Here is a 23,669-nt window from a genome sequence, read left to right on the forward strand (position 1 = left end):
TTCTCAGCGACTTGCTAAACCTGGCTGCCGAGGAAGCGCCTCTCCCACGGCGTAATTTCATCCATATAGCTCTGCAGCTCCATCCGCTTGCTGGCAAGGTAGCCGTCGACAAACTCGGCGCCGAACAGCTCGCGCGCCAGGGTGCTGCGATCCAGGCGCTGAATGGCGTCGTGCAAGGTACCAGGCAAGGTCAGCTCATCGGGTGCTTCAAACTCGCCCTGCGCCGGTGCCGACGGCTGGCACTGGTTGTCGATACCGTACAACCCCGCAGCCAGTGACGCAGCCACGCTGAGATAGGGGTTGGCGTCGGCGCCGGGCAGGCGATTTTCAACCCGGCGCGCTTCCGGGCCGCTGGCCGGAATGCGCAGGCCAGCCGAACGGTTGTCGTGCGACCAGCACAGGTTGTTGGGCGAGGCGTAGGCATGGCAGAAGCGCTGGTAGGAATTGACGTAAGGAGCCATCAGCAACGTCAGCTCGCCCATGCAGTGCTGCAGGCCGCCGATAAAGTGCTCAAACGTCGCTGTCGCCTCGCCGCTCGCCGTTTCGGTAAAGATATTGTTGCCGTTGCCCTGCTCCACCACGCTCTGGTGGATGTGCATCGAGCAGCCCGGCACCCGCGCCAGCGGTTTGGCCATGCACACGGCGATCAGGCCGTGCTTGAGGGCGACCTCGTGCAGCGCGTGCTTGAACAGGAAAGTCTGGTCGGCAATCAGCAGCGGATCACCGTGCACAAAGTTGATCTCGTACTGACTGACACCCATCTCGTGCATGAAGGTGTCACGCGGAATACCCAGCGCCGCCATGGTGTCGGTCAGCTCATCAAAGAACGGCCGCAGCCCGCTGCTGGTGCTGACACTGAAGGCGCCGTAGCCGGCTTCCCGGCGGCCGTCTAAACCCACCGGCGGCTGAAACGGCTGGGTGTCGTCACGGTTCGGCTCGAACAGGAAGAACTCCAGCTCGGTCGCCACCACCGGCGCCCAGCCGCGTTCGGCATAACGCTCGACAATGCGACTTAGCAGCGCCCGCGTCGACAGCCCGGACAGCTGGCCGTCCAACTCCACCGCCTCGCAGATCGCCAGTGCACGCGGGCGTGCCGTCCAGGGCAAGCGATGGACCTGCTCCAGCACCGGGCGCAGCACCAGATCACCATCGTCACTGCCGTAGTACCGCGCGTCCGGGTAGCCGCCCATCACGCACTGCAGCAGCACGCCGCGCGCCAGCTGCAAGCGGCGGTCATCCAGAAAACCGTCTGCGGTCATCACCTTGCCACGGGGAATGCCGTTCAGGTCGGGGGTGACACACTCGACGTCGCCAACGCCAGCCAGGCGTTCGGCAAGAGAATCAAGGGATGCGGGGGCGTTCATTGAGCACTACCTGTGTTTGTTCATGCCGATATGGCGATGCCGGATCATACCCCATACAAGCCGCAACGACTCAAGCACCAACACGCACCGTGCCGACCCTGAACGCAAAAAGGCCAGCGCGAACGCTGGCCTTTTTATTTACCGCATCGACTCAGAAACTCAGAGCGCGATCGCCCTGCTCATCCTTGATGCGGGTGGGCAGGCCCATTTCGTTCAGCAGATTGATGAACGGCTTGGGGTCCAGCTCTTCGACGTTGACCATCTTGCCGGCATCCCAGGCGCCCTGCGCGATCAGGATGGCAGCAGCAACCGGCGGCACGCCTGCGGTGTAGGAGATGCCCTGGCTACCGACTTCGGCGTAGGCTTCGGCGTGGTCCGCTACGTTGTAGATGAACACTTCCTTATCCTTGCCGTCCTTCTTGCCCTTGACCACATCACCGATGCAGGTCTTACCGCTGTAGTCGGGAGCCAGCGACGACGGGTCGGGCAGTACCGCCTTGACCACTTTCAGCGGAATCACTTCCAGACCTTCGGCGGTGGTCACCGGCTGCTCGGACAGCAGGCCGAGGTTTTTCAGCACGGTGAACACGTTGATGTAGTGCTCACCAAAGCCCATCCAGAAACGCACGTTCGGCACGCCCAGGTTCTGCGACAGCGAGTGCACTTCATCGTGACCGGTCATGTAGCTGGTCTGTGAGCCGACAACCGGCAGATCGTCGGTGCGCTTGACCTCGAACATCTTGTTGCTGGTCCACTGGCTGTTCTGCCAGGACCACACCTGTCCGGTGAACTCACGGAAGTTGATTTCCGGATCAAAGTTGGTTGCAAAGTACTTGCCGTGGCTGCCGGCGTTGATATCGATGATGTCGATGTCCTCGACGCTATCGAAGTACTCGTTCACAGCCACCGCAGCGTAGGCATTGACCACGCCCGGATCAAACCCCACGCCAAGCACGGCGGTAATGCCCTTCTCAGCGCACAGCTCCTTGCGCTTCCACTCGTAGTTGGCATACCACGGCGGCGTTTCACAGATCTTGTCCGGCTCTTCGTGAATGGCGGTATCCAGGTAAGCCGCACCGGTTTCGATGCAGGCCTGCAGTACCGACATATTGATGAAAGCCGATCCGACATTGATCACCAGTTGCGACTGTGTCTTGTCAATCAACGCCTTGGTGGCCTCGATATCGAGAGCATTCAGGGCGTGGGCTTGCAATTCACCGGCAACCTTGAGGCTGCCCTTTTCCTTTACGCTGTCCACAATCGCCTGACACTTCTCGGCGGTACGCGACGCGATATGGATGTTACCCAGCACGTCATTGTGCTGGGCGCATTTGTGTGCGACCACCTGGGCCACACCACCGGCACCAATAATCAGAACGTTTTTCTTCATTTCTCTTCCTCGAAACGCCTCCTTGGAAAGGCTGGGTAGGTTGTGCCTCAGGAGAGGCTGTCCAGGTAATCCTGGAATCCGAACTCGCGCACCAGTTTCACCGACCCATCAAGTTCCTTGATCGCAATGGCGGGCATGTTCACGCCGTTGAACCAGTTCTTCTTGACCATGGTGTAACCGGCCGCATCAATAAAGGACAGGCGGTCGCCGATCTTCAGCTCGCTGTCAAAATTGAATTCGCCGAAGATGTCGCCAGCCAGGCACGACTTGCCACACACCATGTACTGGTGCGGGCCATCGCAGGGCTCCATCTTGGCCTCCTGACGGTAGATCAGCAGATCGAGCATATGCGCTTCGATCGAACTGTCGACCACGGCCAGCTGCTTGCCGTTATAGAGGGTGTCGAGCACAGTCACTTCGAGGGAAGTGCTCAGGGTAATGGCGGCCTCGCCGGGCTCCAGGTAAACCTGAACGCCGTAGCGCTCGGAGAATGCCTTGAGGCGGGCGCAGAAACGATCCAGCGGGTAACCCTCGCCGGTAAAGTGGATACCGCCGCCCAGACTGACCCAGCTCACCTGTTCAAGCAGGTGGCCGAAACGCTCTTCGATCTGTCCGAGCATCTGGTCAAACAGCCCAAAGTCGCCGTTCTCGCAGTTGTTGTGGATCATAAAGCCGGAAATCAGCGGCAATACCGCCTCAATCTTGGCAGCATCCCACTCGCCTAGACGGCTGAATGGGCGCGCCGGGTCAGCAATCAGAAAGTCCGAGCTGCTGACGCCGGGGTTCAGACGCAAACCACGCACCGTGTTGGCAGACGCCTCACGAAAGCGGGTCAGCTGGCTGATGGAGTTGAAGATAATCTTGTCCGAGTGCGCCAGGACTTCGTCGATCTCGTCATCGGCATAGGCCACACTGTAGGCATGGGTCTCCCCCGGAAACTTGATCTTGCCAAGCTTGACTTCGTTCAGGGAGGAAGAGGTGGTGCCGTCCATGTACTGACTCATGAAGTCGAACACGGACCAGGTAGCAAAGCACTTGAGTGCGAGCAGCGCCTTGGCTCCGGAGTGTTCACGCACGTAAGCGATCTTCTCCATGTTGCGCTCAAGCTTGCTCTTGTCGATGAGATAGTACGGCGTCTTGATCAATTCGGTCATACCCTCCAGCTGTCAGCGCCCGGTGACCGGGCAAGTGAAAGCGCGAAATTATAAATTAACCCACCCTAGGGAAGCACTGATTAATTCCACCTGCCCTCCGGCCGTCCGGCCACGCAGCTGCACGCTTGAGCCCTCGCAGGGGGCGCGCGGGATTAGCCACCGCGCACCTCTATCGATAGAAAAACCACCGACTCAGCCTACAACGGCAATGCTTCAGTTTCACGTCACCAACCAATTACATGCACATTACGCATAGAAATAAGAGTAAAAATGCATTGGAAATATAGGAGCTATGCTTTTTATAGTGACTGCAGCCGCTTAAAGCGGTTTCCGACAACAACAATGCCGCTCCAGCAGGGAGTCTCAAATGCGCTCACGTCATCTAATTACCGGCGCGCTGGCCACCGCCATCAGTCTGGCCGCCAACGCAGCTCAAACCCCCAACCCGGCAACTGCCACCACCGCGAGCGCCAACAAGGCGGTGCTGGAGCAGCTACCCTTTGCCGACCAGCAAGCCTTTGACGATGCACGTCGCGGCTTCATCGCCCAACTGCCCGACGGCAAGGTCACCAACCCCGATGGCTCTGTTTCCTGGGACATGAGCCAGTACGCTTTCCTCGATCAGGACACAGCCCCCGAGACCGTCAACCCCAGCCTATGGCGCCAGGCTCAGCTTAATGCGATTCACGGCCTGTTTGAGGTTACCGAAGGCATGTACCAGATTCGCGGTATGGATCTGGCCAACATGACCATCATCGAGGGTGACACCGGTCTGCTGATTATCGACCCTCTGATGTCGCCCTCAACCGCCAAGGCGGGCCTGGAGCTTTACTACCAGAACCGCCCGCGCAAGCCAGTGGTTGCCGTGCTCTACACCCACAACCACGTCGACCACTGGGGCGGCGTCAAGGGTGTCGCCAGCAACGAAGACGTCGCCGCCGGCAAAACACGCATTTACGCACCGGCCGGCTTCATGGAGCACGCGGTCTCCGAGAACGTCATCGCCGGCGCGGCCATGAGTCGCCGCGCCGTTTACCAGTTTGGCGCCATGCTGCCGCCGGGCGAACGCGGTCACGTCGATACAGGTCTCGGTAAGGCGCTGTCGATGGGTGAGCGTTCGCTGATCGCCCCGACCGACACCGTGCCAGACGATGGCGAGCTGACCATCGACGGTATCCGTGTGCAGTTCCAGATGGCCCACGGCACCGAAGCCGAATCGGAAATGATGATGTATTTCCCCGACTTCAAAGTGTTGAACACGGCGGAAATCACCAGCCAGCACATGCACAACGTCTACACCATCCGCGGCGCCGCCGTACGTGATGCCAGTGCCTGGGCGCGCTACATCGATCTGGTGCTGGCGCGCTTCGGTGACGAAGCCGACATTCTGGTGGCCCAGCATCATTGGCCGGTCTGGAACCAGGACGATATCAAGCGCTTCCTGTCGGTACAGCGTGACATGTACAAATACCTGCACGACCAGTCGGTGCGCATGATCAACAAAGGCTACCTGCCGGGCGATATCGCCGAACAGATTGCCCTGCCGCAAAGTCTGGATCAGCAATGGTATGCGCGTGGCTACTACGGCACCCTGCGCCATAACGCCAAGGCCATCTACCAGCGCTACATGGGCTGGTACGATGCCAACCCGGCCAACCTAAACCCGCTGCCGCCAGTGCAGAATGCCGCCAAAACCATCGAGTACATGGGCGGCGCCGACAAGGTGATTGAACAGGCCCGCAAGGATTACGAGAACGGTGAGTACCGCTGGGTGGCCAGCGTGATGAATCAGGTGGTGTACGCCGATGCCAGCAATCAGGCCGCCCGCGAGCTGGGCGCCGATGCCCTGGAGCAGCTTGGTTACCAGGCAGAAGCAGGCACCTGGCGCGGCGCCTATCTGATGGGTGCTCAGGAACTGCGCAACGGCACCCTGCCTCCTACCGTCGGCTCACTGTCTCCTGACGTTCTGCAGGCGCTCGACACCGGCATGTTCTTCGACCTCATGGCCGTTCGCCTCGACGCCGCCAAGGCCGAAGGCAAGCACCTTGTGATCAACTGGCAGCTGACCGACACCGAGGAGAACTACCGCCTCAACCTGGAACACGCCACGCTGACCTACCGCGCCGACGTGCAGGATGACAACGCGCAGGCCACCGTCAGCATGACGCGCAGCACCCTGGACCAGATCCTGTTGAAACAAACCACCTTCCCCGACGCGGTGAAGGCGGGACAGATCAAGATCAGCGGCGAACCAAACGCCTTCTTCGGCTTGCTGCAAATGGTGGAAGTGCCCTCTGGCGACTTCCCGATCGTGACTCCGGTCAGTAACTGACCTTTCGCCCCGCTCGCCGCCTGGCGCGCGGGGCTTTTTTCAGGGCAACTGCAACGCATGCAGCAGTCGCTCAGCAAAACAAGTTCGCCGCCCATTCAGATCAAACAGGTTAGACGCCAATAGCCAACTTTCCGGCTAGCAGCGCTTCGTGCCGGCCTGCTCGGTTGCCGAGGCTTCGCCCAGGCAACAGGCACCGTCTGCCCCTCCTCGCCATCGCTGCCATTGGCATGATCGTCCGCGACCAGTGCCGCAGTATCAACGCCGCACGACAGCGCATCCATACTGGCCACCACAACTCGATCACAGCGCCCGACGCTATACTGGTTGATCAACTCTATATCATCGTTGACCTGCACAACCAGGACACTGATGCGGTACTTGTCGCCCCACCTATTCATCCGCTTGGATGCATCTATATATCCACGAAATCCGGGCGGCGTAGATGCGGCAGGTGAGCTTGAAACCGTCCTTGTAAGCAGGCTAGAACCCTACCTCTACCGCACCGCCGAAGGCACGCGCTGCAGCCGCGTACATATCTGACGTTCGCTTTCAGCCGCTAGTCTCTGACTCAAGCACTGTGCGGGTGCGCCTGGCCGGCAACCACTACGCTGAGGCGTTAAGCCAACGGATGCGCAGGCCTGAAAGCAAACAGGGGAAGCCGAAGCTTCCCCTGCTGTTGGCCAGCCCTACAAGATACTCAGAAGCTGTAGCGCAGCCCTGCCGACATCAGGTCAAGGTCGTAGTAGTCGGCGACATCGCGATAGCGTTCAAACTCGGCAACCACAGCGAGGCTTTCGGTGAAGTTGTAACCCGCACCCACACCCCAGGACCAAATCCACTCCTGATCAGAGGTGCTTTGGACGTCTACTCCACTGAAAGTGAAGTCGCCTTCCGTTTCCAAGCGATGATAGCCAAGCTTGGCAAACAGGCTAAACGCATCCAGCGGCAGCGTGAGCACGCCATTCAAGCCATAACCTTCGGTTGCCACAGTTGTCCGCGCCACATCAACACCATCGGTTGCCGTGTATACCGCTTCACCTAAATCCAGGTACTCGGCTTCAAACGCGAAATACTGGTTGAGCTTGAGGCCTGCGCCAATCTTCCAGGCAGTGTCCTTAGTGTCTAGAGAAGACGTCGCCACACCCGGGGCTACGCCCCAGTAGTTATCAATATCACTTTTCGGCAGGTCCGCATCAGATTGCCCAACACTGGCAAAAATATAAGGCTGAGCCTCCTGAGCCAGAATTACCGGTGACACAGAGGAAAAGCCAACCAAAGCCGCTGCCAGCCATGTTTTTTTAAACATCTTCGAGTTTCCTTTTGCAACGCGCCGCCCTCATGGCGGCAGTCCTTTAGCCGAGGCAGTCCTGCCCCGGACGGCGCATCCTAAAGCGGAAACCATTAATGCGCCATCGCCCATCTGTGCAGGAAATGGCGTTTGCATCACAACGCCGGAGAAGAATGGAGGGCCGCAGTAGAGCCGCTCGGCAATACGTTTCTTGCGCACAAAGAAAAACACCCTGATCATTACTGATCAGGGTGTTTGGTATAGGTGCTTGACGATGACCTACTCTCACATGGGGAAGCCCCACACTACCATCGGCGATGCATCGTTTCACTTCTGAGTTCGGGATGGGATCAGGTGGTTCCAATGCTCTATAGTCGTCAAGCAATTTGTTGCTGCCCGCAGTGCGTGCAGCTTAAAAAGCTTGGATGTGTGACAGAAGCTAAGGTATTTGCAATCTCGCAAGTTCGCGAAGTTGTTTGATTCTGTTGGCTCGATAACACCAGATTGCTTGGGTGTTATATGGTCAAGCCACACGGGCAATTAGTATTGGTTAGCTCAACGCCTCACAGCGCTTACACACCCAACCTATCAACGTCGTAGTCTTCGACGGCCCTTTAGGGGAGTCAAGCTCCCGGTGAGATCTCATCTTGAGGCAAGTTTCCCGCTTAGATGCTTTCAGCGGTTATCTTTTCCGAACGTAGCTACCCGGCAATGCGTCTGGCGACACAACCGGAACACCAGAGGTTCGTCCAACCCGGTCCTCTCGTACTAAGGTCAGCCCCTCTCAAATCTCAAACGTCCACGGCAGATAGGGACCGAACTGTCTCACGACGTTCTAAACCCAGCTCGCGTACCACTTTAAATGGCGAACAGCCATACCCTTGGGACCGGCTTCAGCCCCAGGATGTGATGAGCCGACATCGAGGTGCCAAACACCGCCGTCGATATGAACTCTTGGGCGGTATCAGCCTGTTATCCCCGGAGTACCTTTTATCCGTTGAGCGATGGCCCTTCCATACAGAACCACCGGATCACTAAGACCTACTTTCGTACCTGCTCGACGTGTTGGTCTCGCAGTCAAGCGCGCTTTTGCCTTTATACTCTACGCACGATTTCCGACCGTGCTGAGCGCACCTTCGTACTCCTCCGTTACTCTTTGGGAGGAGACCGCCCCAGTCAAACTACCCACCATACACTGTCCTCGATCCGGATAACGGACCAGAGTTAGAACCTCAAAGTTGCCAGGGTGGTATTTCAAGGTTGGCTCCACGCAGACTGGCGTCCACGCTTCAAAGCCTCCCACCTATCCTACACAAACAAATTCAAAGTCCAGTGCAAAGCTATAGTAAAGGTTCACGGGGTCTTTCCGTCTAGCCGCGGATACACTGCATCTTCACAGCGATTTCAATTTCACTGAGTCTCGGGTGGAGACAGCGCCGCCATCATTACGCCATTCGTGCAGGTCGGAACTTACCCGACAAGGAATTTCGCTACCTTAGGACCGTTATAGTTACGGCCGCCGTTTACCGGGGCTTCGATCAAGAGCTTCGCCGAAGCTAACCCCATCAATTAACCTTCCGGCACCGGGCAGGCGTCACACCCTATACGTCCACTTTCGTGTTTGCAGAGTGCTATGTTTTTAATAAACAGTTGCAGCGGCCTGGTATCTTCGACCGACATGGGCTTACGCAGTAAATGCTTCACCCTCATCGGCGCACCTTCTCCCGAAGTTACGGTGCCATTTTGCCTAGTTCCTTCACCCGAGTTCTCTCAAGCGCCTTGGTATTCTCTACCTGACCACCTGTGTCGGTTTGGGGTACGATTTCTAGTTACCTGAAGCTTAGAAGCTTTTCCTGGAAGCATGGCATCAACCACTTCGCGTTCAAAAGAACACTCGTCATCAGCTCTCGGCCTTAAGCGCCCGGATTTACCTAAGCACTCAGCCTACAACCTTAAACACGGACAACCAACGCCGTGCTGGCCTAGCCTTCTCCGTCCCTCCATCGCAGTAACTAGAAGTACGGGAATATTAACCCGTTTCCCATCGACTACGCCTTTCGGCCTCGCCTTAGGGGTCGACTCACCCTGCGTCGATTAACGTTGCGCAGGAACCCTTGGTCTTCCGGCGAGGGAGTTTTTCACTCCCTTTGTCGTTACTCATGTCAGCATTCGCACTTCTGATACCTCCAGCCAACTTCTCAATTGACCTTCACAGGCTTACAGAACGCTCCTCTACCGCTCATCATAAGATGAACCCGTAGCTTCGGTGTATGGTTTGAGCCCCGTTACATCTTCCGCGCAGGCCGACTCGACTAGTGAGCTATTACGCTTTCTTTAAAGGATGGCTGCTTCTAAGCCAACCTCCTAGCTGTCTAAGCCTTCCCACATCGTTTCCCACTTAACCATAACTTTGGGACCTTAGCTGACGGTCTGGGTTGTTTCCCTTTTCACGACGGACGTTAGCACCCGCCGTGTGTCTCCCGTGCTGACACTCACTGGTATTCGGAGTTTGCATCGGTTTGGTAAGTCGGGATGACCCCCTAGCCGAAACAGTGCTCTACCCCCAGTGGTGATACACGAGGCGCTACCTAAATAGCTTTCGAGGAGAACCAGCTATCTCCGAGCTTGATTAGCCTTTCACTCCTATCCACAAGTCATCCGCTAACTTTTCAACGGTAGTCGGTTCGGTCCTCCAGTGCCTGTTACGGCACCTTCAACCTGCCCATGGATAGATCGCCCGGTTTCGGGTCTATACCCAGCGACTAAACGCCCTATTAAGACTCGGTTTCCCTACGCCTCCCCTAGACGGTTAAGCTCGCCACTGAATATAAGTCGCTGACCCATTATACAAAAGGTACGCAGTCACAGAACAAGTCTGCTCCCACTGCTTGTACGCATACGGTTTCAGGTTCTATTTCACTCCCCTCACAGGGGTTCTTTTCGCCTTTCCCTCACGGTACTGGTTCACTATCGGTCAGTCAGGAGTATTTAGCCTTGGAGGATGGTCCCCCCATGTTCAGTCAACGTTTCACGTGCGCCGACCTACTCGATTTCACAGCTAAGAGCCTTTCGTATACGGGGCTATCACCCACTATGGCCGCACTTTCCAGAGCGTTCTACTAAACTCAAAACTGCTTAAGGGCTGGTCCCCGTTCGCTCGCCACTACTTGGGGAATCTCGGTTGATTTCTTTTCCTCAGGGTACTTAGATGTTTCAGTTCCCCTGGTTCGCCTCACACACCTATGTATTCAGTGTGTGATACCCAGCTTATGCTGGGTGGGTTTCCCCATTCAGAGATCTCCGGATCAAAGGTCATTTGCCACCTCCCCGAAGCTTATCGCAGGCTATCACGTCTTTCATCGCCTCTGACTGCCAAGGCATCCACCGTATGCGCTTATTCACTTGACCATATAACCCCAAACAATCTTACGTTAATTGCTTAACTCAGATTATTCAGTGATATCGGTTTAAAACAGAATTAACGACAATTCCGGAACTTGCACTTGAGATTACAAGTTTACCTTAGCCACATTGCATGCAGTGAAACATGCCATGTGTCTGTACTTCTATCACATATCCAAATTTTTAAAGAGCGTCTGGTTCAGAGACCAGATATCAACAATCAGTGCCTGATTGTTCATATATGAACTCTGAGTTCCATTCTTGGCGTTGTGCTGCGTCGACCTGGTGGAGCCAAGCGGGATCGAACCGCTGACCTCCTGCGTGCAAGGCAGGCGCTCTCCCAGCTGAGCTATGGCCCCGTTCAGACCTGACACCTCGACAATTGGTGGGTCTGGGCAGATTCGAACTGCCGACCTCACCCTTATCAGGGGTGCGCTCTAACCAACTGAGCTACAGACCCAATCGCCTTTCTCTATGAATCAAGTAATTCGTGTGAGTGCTTGAAGAAGCGCTGAGATCTGTCGATTAAGGAGGTGATCCAGCCGCAGGTTCCCCTACGGCTACCTTGTTACGACTTCACCCCAGTCATGAATCACACCGTGGTAACCGTCCTCCCGAAGGTTAGACTAGCTACTTCTGGTGCAACCCACTCCCATGGTGTGACGGGCGGTGTGTACAAGGCCCGGGAACGTATTCACCGTGGCATTCTGATCCACGATTACTAGCGATTCCGACTTCATGGAGTCGAGTTGCAGACTCCAATCCGGACTACGATCGGTTTTATGGGATTAGCTCCACCTCGCGGCTTGGCAACCCTCTGTACCGACCATTGTAGCACGTGTGTAGCCCTGGCCGTAAGGGCCATGATGACTTGACGTCATCCCCACCTTCCTCCGGTTTGTCACCGGCAGTCTCCTTAGAGTGCCCACCATAACGTGCTGGTAACTAAGGACAAGGGTTGCGCTCGTTACGGGACTTAACCCAACATCTCACGACACGAGCTGACGACAGCCATGCAGCACCTGTGTCAGAGTTCCCGAAGGCACCAATCCATCTCTGGAAAGTTCTCTGCATGTCAAGGCCAGGTAAGGTTCTTCGCGTTGCTTCGAATTAAACCACATGCTCCACCGCTTGTGCGGGCCCCCGTCAATTCATTTGAGTTTTAATCTTGCGACCGTACTCCCCAGGCGGTCAACTTAGTGCGTTAGCTGCGCCACTAAAATCTCAAGGATTCCAACGGCTAGTTGACATCGTTTACGGCGTGGACTACCAGGGTATCTAATCCTGTTTGCTCCCCACGCTTTCGCACCTCAGCGTCAGTATCAGTCCAGGTGGTCGCCTTCGCCACTGGTGTTCCTTCCTATATCTACGCATTTCACCGCTACACAGGAAATTCCACCACCCTCTACTGTACTCTAGCCAGACAGTTATGGATGCAGTTCCCAGGTTAAGCCCGGGGATTTCACACCCATCTTATCAAGCCGCCTACGCGCGCTTTACGCCCAGTAATTCCGATTAACGCTTGCACCCTCTGTATTACCGCGGCTGCTGGCACAGAGTTAGCCGGTGCTTATTCTGTTGGTAACGTCAAAGTTGCAGCGTATTAAGCTACAACCCTTCCTCCCAACTTAAAGTGCTTTACAATCCGAAGACCTTCTTCACACACGCGGCATGGCTGGATCAGGCTTTCGCCCATTGTCCAATATTCCCCACTGCTGCCTCCCGTAGGAGTCTGGACCGTGTCTCAGTTCCAGTGTGACTGATCATCCTCTCAGACCAGTTACGGATCGTTGCCTAGGTGAGCCATTACCTCACCTACAAGCTAATCCGACCTAGGCTCATCTGATAGCGTGAGGTCCGAAGATCCCCCACTTTCTCCCGTAGGACGTATGCGGTATTAGCGTTCCTTTCGAAACGTTGCCCCCCACTACCAGGCAGATTCCTAGGCATTACTCACCCGTCCGCCGCTCTCAAGAAGAAGCAAGCTCCTTCTCTACCGCTCGACTTGCATGTGTTAGGCCTGCCGCCAGCGTTCAATCTGAGCCATGATCAAACTCTTCAGTTAAATACTGATTGGGTTTTGATAAAACCCTAAACTTGGCTCAGCTTTTGCAAAAAACTCGTGAATTCACAGAGTAACTTGCTAGGCTGATAATCTTTCTGATCATCGAGCACATTCAGCAAGCACCCACACGAATTACTTGATTCAAATTGTTAAAGAGCGATTCGGTCAGCGCTTCCGCTCAACCAAGGCCGCGCATTTTACGCTAACCTTCTGTTCTGTCAAGCATTTTTTTGAAGTTTTTTAGAAGCTTCAAAACCTGCTTGAGCGACCTGAAACGCTGCTTCCGTTCCGGGTCAGGGAGGCGCATTCTACAGGATCAAACCCCGCTGTCAACACCTTCCAAACAACCTGATGAGAACCTCTCATCTCACTCGATTCGGGCTCTTTCGAAGCGCCGTTCCGAGGTGGCGCATTCTACGCCGTCTCGCTGGGCTGTCAAGCTTTATTTTCAAGCTAACTCATTGATTAATAAGCGCTTTCGAATGAGCGTCCTGCCCTGCGAGAGCGCGAATTATAGAGACCTCAGCGGGCGCGTCAAGCCTTTTTTCAACACAATGCGCGCAAATTTCTTCTTGCCCGCCTGGCAGACGTAGGCAACGCCTGGCTGGAACACGAAATCACGATCTACAACCTCGCCATCTACCTTGACCGAGCCGGCATTCAGCAGGTCACGTGCAGCCGCAGCATTCTTGGTCATGCCGGCGCGGTTAAGCACAGCAGACACCGGCAGCTCGCTATCCACTTCAATCTCTACTTCCGGCAGGTCATCAGGCAGTTCGCCATCCTTCAGGCGGTTGCCGGCAGACCGGTGGGCGTTGGCCGCCGCTTCCTCACCGTGGAAACGCGCGACCAGCTCCTCAGCCAGCTTGATTTTGATATCACGCGGATTGGCGCCGCCTTCGATATCAACCTTGAACTGCTCGATTTCGTCCATGCTGCGGAAGCTAAGCAACTCAAAGTAGCGCCACATCAGGCTGTCGGGCATCGACACCAGCTTGTTGTACATCTCGCCCGGGGCGTCATTGATACCTATATAGTTATTCAGCGACTTGGACATCTTCTTCACACCGTCCAGGCCTTCCAGAATCGGCATGGTCAGAATGATCTGGGGCTCCTGCCCATACTGACGCTGCAGTTCACGCCCCATCAGCAGATTGAACTTTTGATCTGTCCCGCCCAGCTCGACATCCGCCTGCATGGCGACCGAGTCGTAGCCCTGAACCAGCGGGTAGAGAAACTCGTGAACAGCAATCGACTGCCCACCTTTGTAGCGCTTGTCGAAGTCATCGCGCTCTAGCATTCGCGCCACGGTGTACTTGCCAGCGAGCTGAATCATATCGGCCGAGGTCATCTTGTCCATCCAGGTGGAATTGAACATCACCTGGGTCTTGGCTGGATCAAGAATCTTGAACACCTGCTCTTTATAGGTCTCAGCGTTGGCCAGCACCTGCTCACGCGTCAGCGGTTGGCGCGTGACATTCTTACCGGACGGATCGCCGATCATGCCGGTGAAGTCCCCTATAAGGAACAGCACCTGGTGGCCGAGCTCCTGAAACTGACGCAGCTTGTTGATCAGCACCGTGTGACCAAGGTGCAGATCCGGCGCGGTTGGGTCGAAGCCGGCCTTGATACGCAGCGCAGTGCCGCGCTCCAGCTTGGCGCGCAATTCGCTTTCAACCAAAATCTCATCCGCGCCGCGCTTGATCAGCGCCAACTGCTCGTCAACCGACTTCATACGTCCAGATTTCCTGTAGGTTCAAGGTGGGTGGGTAAACCGGGGAACAAACCATACAACATTGCCTATCAATTACAAGCAAGGCGGGGTAGCAGGCGATCTGCACCCTAACAAGAATTGACGGTAGAAATCTGACAGACGGGACGAGCAAAAACTTGCCACGCACGCTTTTCAATTATAATTTAGCAAGTTAGTCCACTTTATCTAGAATACTTCTACACAAGAGCGCTTATGGGATCTCCAGATAAAAAGTCACCGCGATACCCCAAAAGCCACCTCGTGGCCGCCAGCGGAATCGCTGCAGCGCTGAGCATCATTCTGCTCGTTGTCCCCACTACTGACGTAGAAGCCAAGAAAACCTTCGTTCAACTTGAGCTTCCAGCCCCCGAATCCGAGACTGGTGACGCAGGCGCATCACTAGCCCAGTCGCCTGAACAACTGGACGCACTGGTCAGCGACGCAGTCACATTGCCAAAACCACTGGACATCGCCAAGCAGGCAACCGATGCCGCCAAGGGCGCGCCGATGGTCGCAGTAGAGCCGCCGACTCCGACTGAACCGCAGTGGCAGCAACTGACCGTCGCCAGCGGCGATACGCTTTCGACCCTGTTTGATCAGGCTGACCTGGGTGCCAGCACGCTGCACGCCGTACTCAATAGCAGCCAGGAAGCCCGCCGCTTTACTCGTCTGAATGTAGGCCAGGTGCTGGAGTATCAGACCGATGCAGAGGGTCAGTTGCTGGCCATGCGCTCCAAACTCAACGATCTGGAAAGCATCAGCATCGAGCGAACGGACGATGGCTTTGCCTTCAGCAAAGACGTCATCGAGCCTGAGGTCCGCGAACGCTACGTCCAAGGCACCATCAACTCCTCGCTGTTCCTCGCTGCACAGAACGCCGGCCTCAATCACAACCTCACCATGCAAATGGCCAACATCTTTGGTTACGACGTGGATTTTGCCCGCGACATTCGCCAGGGCGACAGCTTTGAGGTGTTGTTTGAGGAGCTGCACGTTGGCGACAAGAACGTCGGCAACAAGAACATTCTGGCGGCGCGCTTCACCAACCGCGGCAAGACCTACACTGCCGTGCGCTACACCGACAGCAATGGCTACGCCAGCTACTACCGCGCCGATGGCACCAGCATGCGCAAAGCCTTCATCCGCACACCGGTTGACTTTGCCCGCATCAGCTCGCGCTTCAATCCGGGCCGCCTGCATCCCGTGCTTAACCGCATTCGCGCACACAAAGGTGTCGACTACGCCGCCGCGACAGGCACCCCCATCAAGGCTACCGGTGACGGCCGCGTGGTCTCCGCTGGCCGCAAGGGCGGTTACGGCAACGCTGTTGTCATCCAGCATGGTCGCACATACCAGACCCTCTACGCTCACATGAGTCGCTTTGCCAGCGGGGTTCGCGCCGGCAGCAATGTGACCCAGGGTCAGGTCATCGGCTACGTTGGCATGACCGGCCTGGCAACCGGCCCGCACCTGCATTACGAGTTCCGTGTTGACGGTCGCCACGTTGACCCGCTTGGCGTCAAGCTGCCCGCCTCTGACCCGATCCCGGCCAGCGAGCGCACGGCCTTTCTGGCCAGCAGCCAGCAGCTGATGGCCTCCATGGATCAGAACCGCACCACTCAGCTAGCCGCCCTGGATCAGTAATGTCCCTTCTGTATGTCGGTATCATGTCAGGCACCAGCCTGGATGGTATCGACATCGCCCTCTCCCGCTTTAACGACGGCCAGCAAGCCGACTGCCTGGATGCACTCTGCCTCCCCCTGCCAGCCGCACTGCGCCAGCAATTGCTTGACCTGTGCAGCCCCAGTAACGACGAGTTGTACCAGGCCGGCGTTGCCGGCAACGCCTGGGCACGGCTTGCTGCAGAGGGCGTCAACCAGCTACTGGCGCGCCAAGGGCTCAGCCCCAGGCAGATCTGCGCCATTGGCAGCCACGGCCAGACGGTGCGTCACCACCCCGAGCAGGGCTTCAGCTTGCAGATCGGCAGTCCGGCGCTGCTGGCGGAGCTGACGGGCATCAAGGTCATTGCCGACTTCCGCAGCCGTGACCTCGCCGCCGGCGGCGAAGGTGCACCCCTGGTGCCCGCCTTCCATCACTGGCTGCTGAGCAGCCCGGCACTGACTCGCACACTGGTCAACATCGGCGGCTTCGCCAATCTCACAGTACTGCGGCCCGGCGAGGCAGCGTCGGGTTTTGACTCTGGCCCCGGCAACGCCTTGATGGACAACTGGGCACTGCGCCATATCGGCACCCCCTTTGACGCCGATGGACAGTGGGCCAGCCAAGGCCAGGTACATCAGGGGCTACTTGCGCGCATGCTGGCTGACCCCTACTTTGCCCGCCGCGGCCCGAAGAGCACTGGGCGCGAGTACTTCCACGAGGCCTGGCTGGCCGCGCATCTGCAGCAGGTTCCGGGCGTGTCGGCGGTGGACGTGCAGGCCAGCCTGACGATGCTGACTGCACAAAGCATCGCCGACAGCCTGCAGCAGGCCGCAAGCGATACCGCAGAGCTCTATATCTGTGGGGGTGGCGCGCGCAATTCGCACCTGATGCGGCAACTACAAATGCTGCTGCCGCGTCAGCGCGTACTCTCGACGCAAGCGCTGGGCGTAAACCCGGACTGGATGGAGGCGATGGCCTTCGCGTGGCTAGCGTGGCGGTTTGAGCAGCGACTGGCCGGCAACCTGCCTAACGTCACCGGCGCAAAGGGCGAGCGCGTTCTAGGTGCACTCTACCCAGCCTGATCAGATCGAGAAGGATGAGCCGCAGCCGCAGGTGGTGCTGGCATTGGGGTTGTTGATGACGAAGCGCGAGCCTTCGAGCCCCTCCTGGTAATCCACCTCGGAGCCTGCCAGGTACTGAAAGCTCATGGGGTCGACAATCAGACGTACGCCATCACGCTCAACGATGGTGTCGTCTTCGGCCAGCTCATCATCGAAGGTGAAGCCGTACTGAAAGCCTGAACAACCGCCGCCGGTGACAAACACCCGCAAACTTAGCTGCTCGTTACCCTCTTCCTCAATCAACGAACGCACCTTGCTGACGGCGTTGTCGCTGAAAATAAGCGGGGTGGGAATATAGACCTCAGGACTCGACATACAACCTCCAGCGGCCAGGGCCGCAGCACAACAGGGCCGCCATTATCCGTTTTCCCGAGGTTTTTGGTCAACTATTGTGCGCACCTTCGCTATCTGGAGCGTGCTCGGTGAAGGTCAACAGCTCCACACTCCCGCTCATGCAGTTGAGCTGGCCGCTGATCTGCGCGCCCATGACCATCTCCATCGAACGGTAATGCAGGTCACCACTGATACGCGCCTTGGCGTCCAGCTCCAGGTGCTCCAGCGCCTGAACGTCGCCACAGACCTGGCCATTGATGACCACGTGCGGCGCCTTGATGCTGCCCTCGACATAGCCGTGCTCACTGATACGCACCAGCCCTTGCTCAGCTTCAATATTGCCGACCACCCGACCATCTACCTGCACGGCGCCGACAAAGCGCAAATCCCCGGCGACCTCAGCGTCGTGGGCGATAATAGTGGTCTTGCCGCTAAAGCGGCTGATATCCGCTTTTTTCTGCTTGTCCGACGATCCCCACATCAGGGTACTACTCCTGTGACTGTCCAATCGAAAGACTGCTCAACCAGGGTGTCGTCCCCATCGCTGGCAGTCAACGTGACCTGCTTCGGCACAAAACCGTCCGGCAACCTCAACTGCGCCTGCTCACTGCGCGCCGGCACCACTTGAAAGTAACGGAAGTTCAGCGCCAGCACATCAGCTTCAGCGTCCGGCGCCAACTCGGCAAGCGGCAGGGTTGCCGCCTCACCGTCGCGTTCGCCACTGATTGCCAGGTCCAGCCCGGCCTGCAGCATGTCGCTCTCGTCGCCAACCCGGCTGACCATGATCTTGTAAGCAAACACCTGCGGATCATCAGTGGCGTGCAATTCAAACGCCTGAATGCGCAGCCCCGGACTCATAGCATCCGGCGCCAATACGCCCTGATACTGCGCCAGACTCTGCTGCTGACGGAACAGCTGGGCTTCCAGCTCACGAATGACCTGCTGCCCCTCGGCAACCGACTCGCGGGCAACCAGCAGGTCAACCTCCATCTGATGATACTGTTGACGCTGGCTTTCCAGCTCCTGAACCAGCTGCCCTTGGTGCTCAAGCAACTGCTCGCGCTCCTGGGCAACCGGTGCCAGGCGGCGCATGGCGGACTCCCAGCCCAGCCAGGCACTGACCGGAATTGCGGTCAGCAGCATGATCAGTACGGCACGCCGCCAGCGTCGTCGCGCCCGGCTTTCCCGCGGCGTGATGCTGACTTGGTGGTCCCGATACGACTGGGGTCGGGGCCGCTTGAGCTCTGTCATCAGGGCATCAGTGCCGGCTGCGCTAGCCCTGCGCGTTCATCCAGGCCGAACAGGATATTCATGTTCTGCACCGCCTGCCCCGAGGCCCCCTTGGTCAGGTTGTCGATCACCGACAGCACCACGACGGTATCGCCGCCCTGCGGCCGGTGCACCGCGATGCGGCAGACATTGGCGCCACGTACGCTGCGTGTTTCCGGGTGGCTACCGGCCGGCATCACATCAACAAAAGGCTCATCGGCGTAGCGCTGCTCAAACAGTGCCTGCAGGTCTACGCTGGTATCGGCCACGGTCGCGTAGAGCGACGCGTGAATGCCGCGAATCATCGGCGTCAGGTGCGGTACAAAGGTCAGCCCGACCGGCTGACCAGCGGCCAGTTGCAAGCCCTGGCGAATTTCCGGCAGGTGACGGTGACCGGCCACACCGTAGGCTTTCATGCTTTCAGTCGCCTCGCAGAACAGCGACGGCACGCTGGCTCCGCGACCAGCGCCACTGACCCCGGACTTGCAGTCGGCAACCAGACGCGCCGGATCAGCCAGGCCCGCCTCAAGCAGCGGAATAAAACCGAGCTGGGTCGCAGTCGGGTAGCAGCCGGGCACGGCGATCAGGCGAGCACCGCGAATGGCCTCACGATTGACTTCGGGCAACCCGTATACCGCCTCGCCCAGCAGCTCCGGCGCGCCGTGCGGCTGGTGGTACCAGCGGCTCCACTCCTCCGCGTCGCGCAGCCGGAAGTCCGCCGACAGGTCGATGATCTTCACCCCGGTCGCCAGCAGCTCTCCGGCCAGCGAGTGGGCAACGCCATGCGGCGTAGCGAAAAACACCACGTCACAGGCGCCCAAGGTCGTGACATCCGGCACACTGAAACGCAGATTGTCGTAGTGACCACGCAGGTTGGGGTACATATCGGCGACACAGAGCCCCTCCTCGGATCGCGACGTAATGACCTCGACATGCGCTTCGGGGTGCTGGGCCAACAGCCGCAGCAACTCAACACCGGTGTAGCCGGTTCCGCCTACAATGCCTACTTTGATCATTATTACGTCCTGATTCTCTGTGTCTTGTTTGAACAGTGGGTGCGACGTCAGCGTAGCTGACGCTCCGAGCTCCCTATGATAAAAGCGCTGACAGAAATTACCAGCACTGGCCCGGCGCCAGCGCCGCCAACAGGAGACTCGTGTGTACCTCTGGATAAAAGCCTTTCACATCATGGCCGTGATTACCTGGTTCGCCGGCCTGTTCTACCTGCCGCGCCTGTTCGTCTATCACGCCCAGGCCGAGGATGAGATCAGTCGCGAGCGCTTCAAGATCATGGAGCGCAAACTGCTGCGCGGCATCATGAATCCGTCGATGGTGGTCACCCTGCTGCTCGGCGGCTGGATGCTGTACCTCAACCCGGGCTGGCTTAGCCAGGGCTGGATGCACGCCAAGCTGACGCTGGTTGCGCTGCTGGTGGTGTATCACCACCTGTGCGGGCGCATCCGCGCCCGCTTTGCTGCAGACGTTAACACCCGCTCCCACGTCTACTACCGCTGGTTCAACGAGGCACCAGTGCTCGCTCTGGTCGGCATTGTGATTCTGGTGGTGGTTAAGCCCTTCTAGTCCGCCCTCACCGCCCGGTCCTGCGCCCATAGCCGCAGGGCCTGCAGTTTCTCGGCCATGACCACCGACAGCGGCGCCGTGCGGCTGATGGCATTGAGGATATGTACGCTGCCGAGTCGGCCGTCACCGGCGGCGTTGGCATACACAGCCGATACCACCGCCTGCTCGATCTCCGCCCCAGAAAAGCCCTCGCTGGCCTGCGCCAGCTGCTGCAGATCGAACTGACTGGCGTCGAACCCGCGCTTGGCCAGGTGAATACCGAAGATATCGGCACGTACAGACTCATCCGGCAGGTCGACAAAGAACAGCTCATCAATGCGACCCTTGCGAATGAGCTCTGGCGGCAACTGGCTGACGTCGTTGGCCGTGGCAACCAGAAATACCCGCGACTGGCGCTCGGCCATCCAGGTCAGCAACGTGCCGAGCATACGTCGCGACACGCCGCTGTCGCTCTGATCGCCGGCCACGCCTTTCTCGATTTCATCGATCCAGAGCACGCAGGGCTCCAGCGCATCGGCCATTTGCAACGCATCGCGCAAGTTCTTTTCCGTCTCGCCGATGTATTTGTTGTACAGCCCGGCCATGTCCAGGCGCAGTAGCGGCAGCCCCCAGAGCCCGGCCACAGCCTTGGCCGCCAGGCTCTTGCCGGCGCCCTGCACGCCCACCAGCAGCACACCCCGCGGGCGGTCCTGAGCGAGATCAGCCTGGGTGAAGGCGCTCTGCCGTTCGGCCAGCCACTCTTTCAAACGCTGCAGGCCACCCACATCGCCGAAGCGGGCGGTTTCCTGTTCGAAGTGCAATACACCATCCATGCCCAGCAGCTCGAACTTGGCCTTGTTCAGCGCCGGCAGGTCGGTCTGGTCGATAGCGCCATCGTCAATGATCAGATTGCGCGCCAGGCGCCGCGCCTCATCGTGCGTGGTGCCGCGCAGGTTGCGCACCACCTGCTGCAGGGTGCTGTTGTCCGTGCGCACCCGCTGCCCCTGGTTGGCGGCGCTCCAACGCACGGCCTCCTCGCGAACGATGGCGCTGAGTTCTTCCTCGCTCGGCATGTTCAGCTGTAGCCGCACAGCCAGGCGCGTCAGTTCGGGCGGCAGCGTCAGCCCGTGGCTGATCAGCAGCAGCGTAGGGGCACTGGTGGCACTGCTTTGCGCCAGGCTTTTCAACTGCCGCACGATGCGCGGCGAATCGAGGAACGGGTGCAGGTCGCAGAACACGTAAAGCGCATCATCCGCGGCGCGGCGCACCATCTCCAACGCGACCTCGGGGTCGCGCGAGTCTTGCTCGTCATCCACATCGGTACCAAAACCGAGACGGCTGAGGCCATCAAGATGATTCCAGGTGTACCAGGTTTGCGCCCGCTGCACCGCCAGAGAGCCGATGGTTTCCAGCACGCGCAGCTCCTGCCAAGACTCGATAACGATCAGCCGCACCCGCGATTCAAGCAGCAACCCCAGATCATGAATATCGTTTTTCAACCCACGCCTCCGCTGTGTTCTCTCTATCCTGATAGTGCCAATCCGGCTGCCTGCGGTACACTGCCAGGCATGCGGTTATCGACCGCGCCCCCCAGCCAACCAAGGAGCGCAGCGTGGATTGTCTGTTCTGCAAGATCATCGACGGCAAGATTCCGTCCAAAAAGATATACGAAGACGATCAGGTCTTCGCCTTTCACGATATCAACCCACAGGCGCCAGTGCACTTTCTGGTGATTCCGAAAAAGCACATCGCCACCCTCAACGATGTAACCGAGGATGACCGCGCGGTTGTCGGCCACATGGTGTACACCGCCCAGAAGCTGGCGAATGAGCTAGGCTGCGAGGCGGGCTTTCGTACCGTATTCAACTGCAACGAAATGGGCGGCCAGACGGTCTACCATATTCACCTGCATGTTCTCGGCCAGCGCCAACTGACCTGGCCGCCGGGCTGAGACCACGCAGCACCCACTCTGACGCCGGAGCAAACATGAGCACACGTCATTACAGTTTTCTGGATCGTCTGTTGAATCAGGCTGACCAGTCGCTACGCACCCTGGTGCCGGGTGCAGCGCAGCCTCAACGCCCCTCGCCGGCACAGCATCTGGCCAACGTGCCACTGGATGCCGAGGAGCGCCGCCATATCGCCGGCCTGATGCGCATCAACCACACCGGCGAGGTCTGCGCCCAGGCGCTTTATCAGGGCCAGGCGCTGACCGCCAAGCTGCCGGAGGTGCGCGAAAAGATGGAGCACGCCGCCGCCGAGGAAGTCGACCACCTGGCCTGGTGCGAGCAGCGGCTGGTTGAATTGGGCAGCCGCACCAGCGTGTTCAACCCGCTGTTCTACGGCATGTCCTTTGGGATGGGAGCAGCGGCAGGACTGATCAGCGATCGCATCAGCCTGGGCTTTGTCGCCGCCACCGAGCAACTGGTCGAGCGTCATCTGGATGACCACCTGACCCAGCTGCCGGAGGAAGACATCAAGTCACGCGCCATTCTGGAGCAAATGCGCGAAGACGAGATTGAGCATGGTCACGCCGCGCTGGAGGCTGGCGGCGCGGTCTTTCCCGCGCCGGTCAAACAGGCCATGGTGCTGCTGTCCAAGGTAATGACCAAGGCGACCTACAAGGCCTGATTGATTGCTCTCACGGTATCGGGGTGACGCAGGTGCAGCACCCCGAACAGCATTACCTGCAACAGATGGCTGCCGGTGGAGCCCAGCTTTTTGAACTTGCGGTACATCAGCAGGCACTCCAGCACGTGCACCCCCAGCACCACCAGCGCGATCAGATGCAACCGCTGCGGATTGGGCACCTCAATCAGGCCCGCCAGGCTAAGCAATACCGTCAGCCAGAACGCCAGCATCATCAGCTTGGCGAGTAACATGAATGCGCGCATCACAACTCCCTGTCTTTTGTTATCGGAGTCTGGATAGTAGCGGTCAGCGGGGCACTGCCAAGGGCCTGCCCAGCCAAACGGC

Annotated in this window: 17 protein-coding genes, 2 tRNA genes and 3 rRNA genes; 6 read left to right on the plus strand and 16 right to left on the minus strand. The window is 58.2% G+C overall.

The genetic code is table 11. The features are described from left to right. Window positions 1-14: 14 nt before the first annotated feature. The 3 genes from HV822_RS06560 to HV822_RS06570 form a co-directional block, all read right to left on the minus strand. Window positions 15-1,364: a glutamine synthetase family protein gene (locus tag HV822_RS06560; protein WP_238872939.1), complete on the minus strand. Its 1,350-nt coding sequence runs from the start codon at window positions 1,362-1,364 to the stop codon at window positions 15-17. A 151-nt stretch (window positions 1,365-1,515) separates the two neighbouring features. Continuing rightward, window positions 1,516-2,754 carry a saccharopine dehydrogenase family protein gene (locus tag HV822_RS06565; RefSeq protein WP_238872940.1) on the minus strand — a complete coding sequence of 413 codons (1,239 nt, stop codon included), beginning with the start codon at window positions 2,752-2,754 and terminating at the stop codon, window positions 1,516-1,518. Window positions 2,755-2,801: 47 nt separating this feature from the next. Next, the gene (locus HV822_RS06570) at window positions 2,802-3,899 is read right to left on the minus strand and encodes a carboxynorspermidine decarboxylase (RefSeq protein ID WP_238873560.1); all 1,098 of its coding nucleotides are present in this window, start codon (window positions 3,897-3,899) and stop codon (window positions 2,802-2,804) included. A 376-nt stretch (window positions 3,900-4,275) separates the two neighbouring features. Between HV822_RS06570 and HV822_RS06575 the strand changes: the two genes are divergently transcribed. After that, entirely contained in the window at window positions 4,276-6,240 is a 1,965-nt protein-coding gene (locus HV822_RS06575) for an alkyl/aryl-sulfatase (RefSeq protein WP_238872941.1), read from the plus strand. A gap of 697 nt (window positions 6,241-6,937) precedes the next feature. Here HV822_RS06575 and HV822_RS06580 read toward each other — a convergent pair. The 7 genes from HV822_RS06580 to tyrS all read right to left on the minus strand — a co-directional run bounded on the left by HV822_RS06580 (window position 6,938) and on the right by tyrS (window position 14,730). Beyond that, window positions 6,938-7,546 (minus strand): porin family protein, encoded by a 609-nt coding sequence (locus tag HV822_RS06580; RefSeq protein WP_238872942.1) that lies wholly within the window; start codon window positions 7,544-7,546, stop codon window positions 6,938-6,940. A gap of 248 nt (window positions 7,547-7,794) precedes the next feature. Continuing rightward, window positions 7,795-7,910, minus strand: a 5S ribosomal RNA gene (gene rrf / locus HV822_RS06585). 137 nt (window positions 7,911-8,047) lie between these two features. Beyond that, window positions 8,048-10,936, minus strand: a 23S ribosomal RNA gene (locus tag HV822_RS06590). Between the two features lie 277 nt (window positions 10,937-11,213). Continuing rightward, window positions 11,214-11,289 (minus strand) — tRNA-Ala (locus tag HV822_RS06595). A gap of 24 nt (window positions 11,290-11,313) precedes the next feature. Continuing rightward, a tRNA-Ile gene (locus HV822_RS06600) sits at window positions 11,314-11,390 on the minus strand. 66 nt (window positions 11,391-11,456) lie between these two features. Then, window positions 11,457-12,995, minus strand: a 16S ribosomal RNA gene (locus HV822_RS06605). The 16S, 23S and 5S rRNA genes sit together here with 2 tRNA genes alongside, the layout of an rRNA operon. Window positions 12,996-13,506: 511 nt before the next feature. Further along, window positions 13,507-14,730 (minus strand): tyrosine--tRNA ligase, encoded by a 1,224-nt coding sequence (gene tyrS / locus HV822_RS06610; protein ID WP_238872943.1) that lies wholly within the window; start codon window positions 14,728-14,730, stop codon window positions 13,507-13,509. Between the two features lie 231 nt (window positions 14,731-14,961). Between tyrS and HV822_RS06615 the strand changes: the two genes are divergently transcribed. Next, window positions 14,962-16,392 (plus strand): peptidoglycan DD-metalloendopeptidase family protein, encoded by a 1,431-nt coding sequence (locus HV822_RS06615; protein WP_238872944.1) that lies wholly within the window; start codon window positions 14,962-14,964, stop codon window positions 16,390-16,392. After that, entirely contained in the window at window positions 16,392-17,492 is a 1,101-nt protein-coding gene (locus tag HV822_RS06620; protein WP_238872945.1) for an anhydro-N-acetylmuramic acid kinase, read from the plus strand. The genes HV822_RS06615 and HV822_RS06620 overlap by 1 nt, the downstream gene beginning before the upstream one ends. On the opposite strand, the gene erpA is transcribed toward HV822_RS06620, so the two are convergent. The 4 genes from erpA to argC form a co-directional block, all read right to left on the minus strand. Further along, window positions 17,493-17,846, minus strand: a complete 354-nt coding sequence (gene erpA / locus HV822_RS06625) for an iron-sulfur cluster insertion protein ErpA (RefSeq protein WP_238872946.1) — start codon at window positions 17,844-17,846, stop codon at window positions 17,493-17,495. It abuts the gene before it with no gap. Between the two features lie 67 nt (window positions 17,847-17,913). Beyond that, window positions 17,914-18,345, minus strand: coding sequence for a bactofilin family protein (locus HV822_RS06630; protein ID WP_238872947.1), 432 nt, complete (start codon window positions 18,343-18,345; stop codon window positions 17,914-17,916). Next, on the minus strand, window positions 18,345-19,007 hold the full coding sequence (locus HV822_RS06635) for a DUF6776 family protein (protein ID WP_238872948.1): 663 nt from the start codon (window positions 19,005-19,007) through the stop codon (window positions 18,345-18,347). The genes HV822_RS06630 and HV822_RS06635 overlap by 1 nt, the downstream gene beginning before the upstream one ends. A 107-nt stretch (window positions 19,008-19,114) precedes the next feature. Continuing rightward, window positions 19,115-20,149 carry an N-acetyl-gamma-glutamyl-phosphate reductase gene (gene argC, locus HV822_RS06640; protein ID WP_238872949.1) on the minus strand — a complete coding sequence of 345 codons (1,035 nt, stop codon included), beginning with the start codon at window positions 20,147-20,149 and terminating at the stop codon, window positions 19,115-19,117. Window positions 20,150-20,321: 172 nt separating this feature from the next. Here argC and hemJ point away from each other — a divergent pair, with 172 nt between their 5' ends. After that, window positions 20,322-20,714 (plus strand): protoporphyrinogen oxidase HemJ, encoded by a 393-nt coding sequence (gene hemJ, locus HV822_RS06645; protein WP_238873561.1) that lies wholly within the window; start codon window positions 20,322-20,324, stop codon window positions 20,712-20,714. On the opposite strand, the gene HV822_RS06650 is transcribed toward hemJ, so the two are convergent. Continuing rightward, window positions 20,711-22,192: an AAA family ATPase gene (locus tag HV822_RS06650; protein WP_238872950.1), complete on the minus strand. Its 1,482-nt coding sequence runs from the start codon at window positions 22,190-22,192 to the stop codon at window positions 20,711-20,713. The genes hemJ and HV822_RS06650 overlap by 4 nt on opposite strands. A gap of 113 nt (window positions 22,193-22,305) precedes the next feature. Between HV822_RS06650 and HV822_RS06655 the strand changes: the two genes are divergently transcribed. Together HV822_RS06655 and coq7 are read left to right on the plus strand one after the other, a co-directional pair. Further along, a complete protein-coding gene (locus HV822_RS06655) occupies window positions 22,306-22,644 on the plus strand; it encodes a histidine triad nucleotide-binding protein (RefSeq protein ID WP_238872951.1) in 339 nt (112 codons plus the stop codon). Between the two features lie 35 nt (window positions 22,645-22,679). Further along, window positions 22,680-23,324 carry a 2-polyprenyl-3-methyl-6-methoxy-1,4-benzoquinone monooxygenase gene (gene coq7, locus HV822_RS06660; protein ID WP_238872952.1) on the plus strand — a complete coding sequence of 215 codons (645 nt, stop codon included), beginning with the start codon at window positions 22,680-22,682 and terminating at the stop codon, window positions 23,322-23,324. Here coq7 and HV822_RS06665 read toward each other — a convergent pair. Continuing rightward, the gene (locus tag HV822_RS06665; protein WP_238872953.1) at window positions 23,312-23,587 is read right to left on the minus strand and encodes a DUF1145 domain-containing protein; all 276 of its coding nucleotides are present in this window, start codon (window positions 23,585-23,587) and stop codon (window positions 23,312-23,314) included. The two genes, coq7 and HV822_RS06665, sit on opposite strands and share 13 nt — an antisense overlap. Window positions 23,588-23,669 lie beyond the last annotated feature (82 nt).

Origin of the sequence: Halopseudomonas maritima, assembly GCF_021545785.1 — a bacterium.
GTDB classification, from domain to species: domain Bacteria; phylum Pseudomonadota; class Gammaproteobacteria; order Pseudomonadales; family Pseudomonadaceae; genus Halopseudomonas; species Halopseudomonas maritima.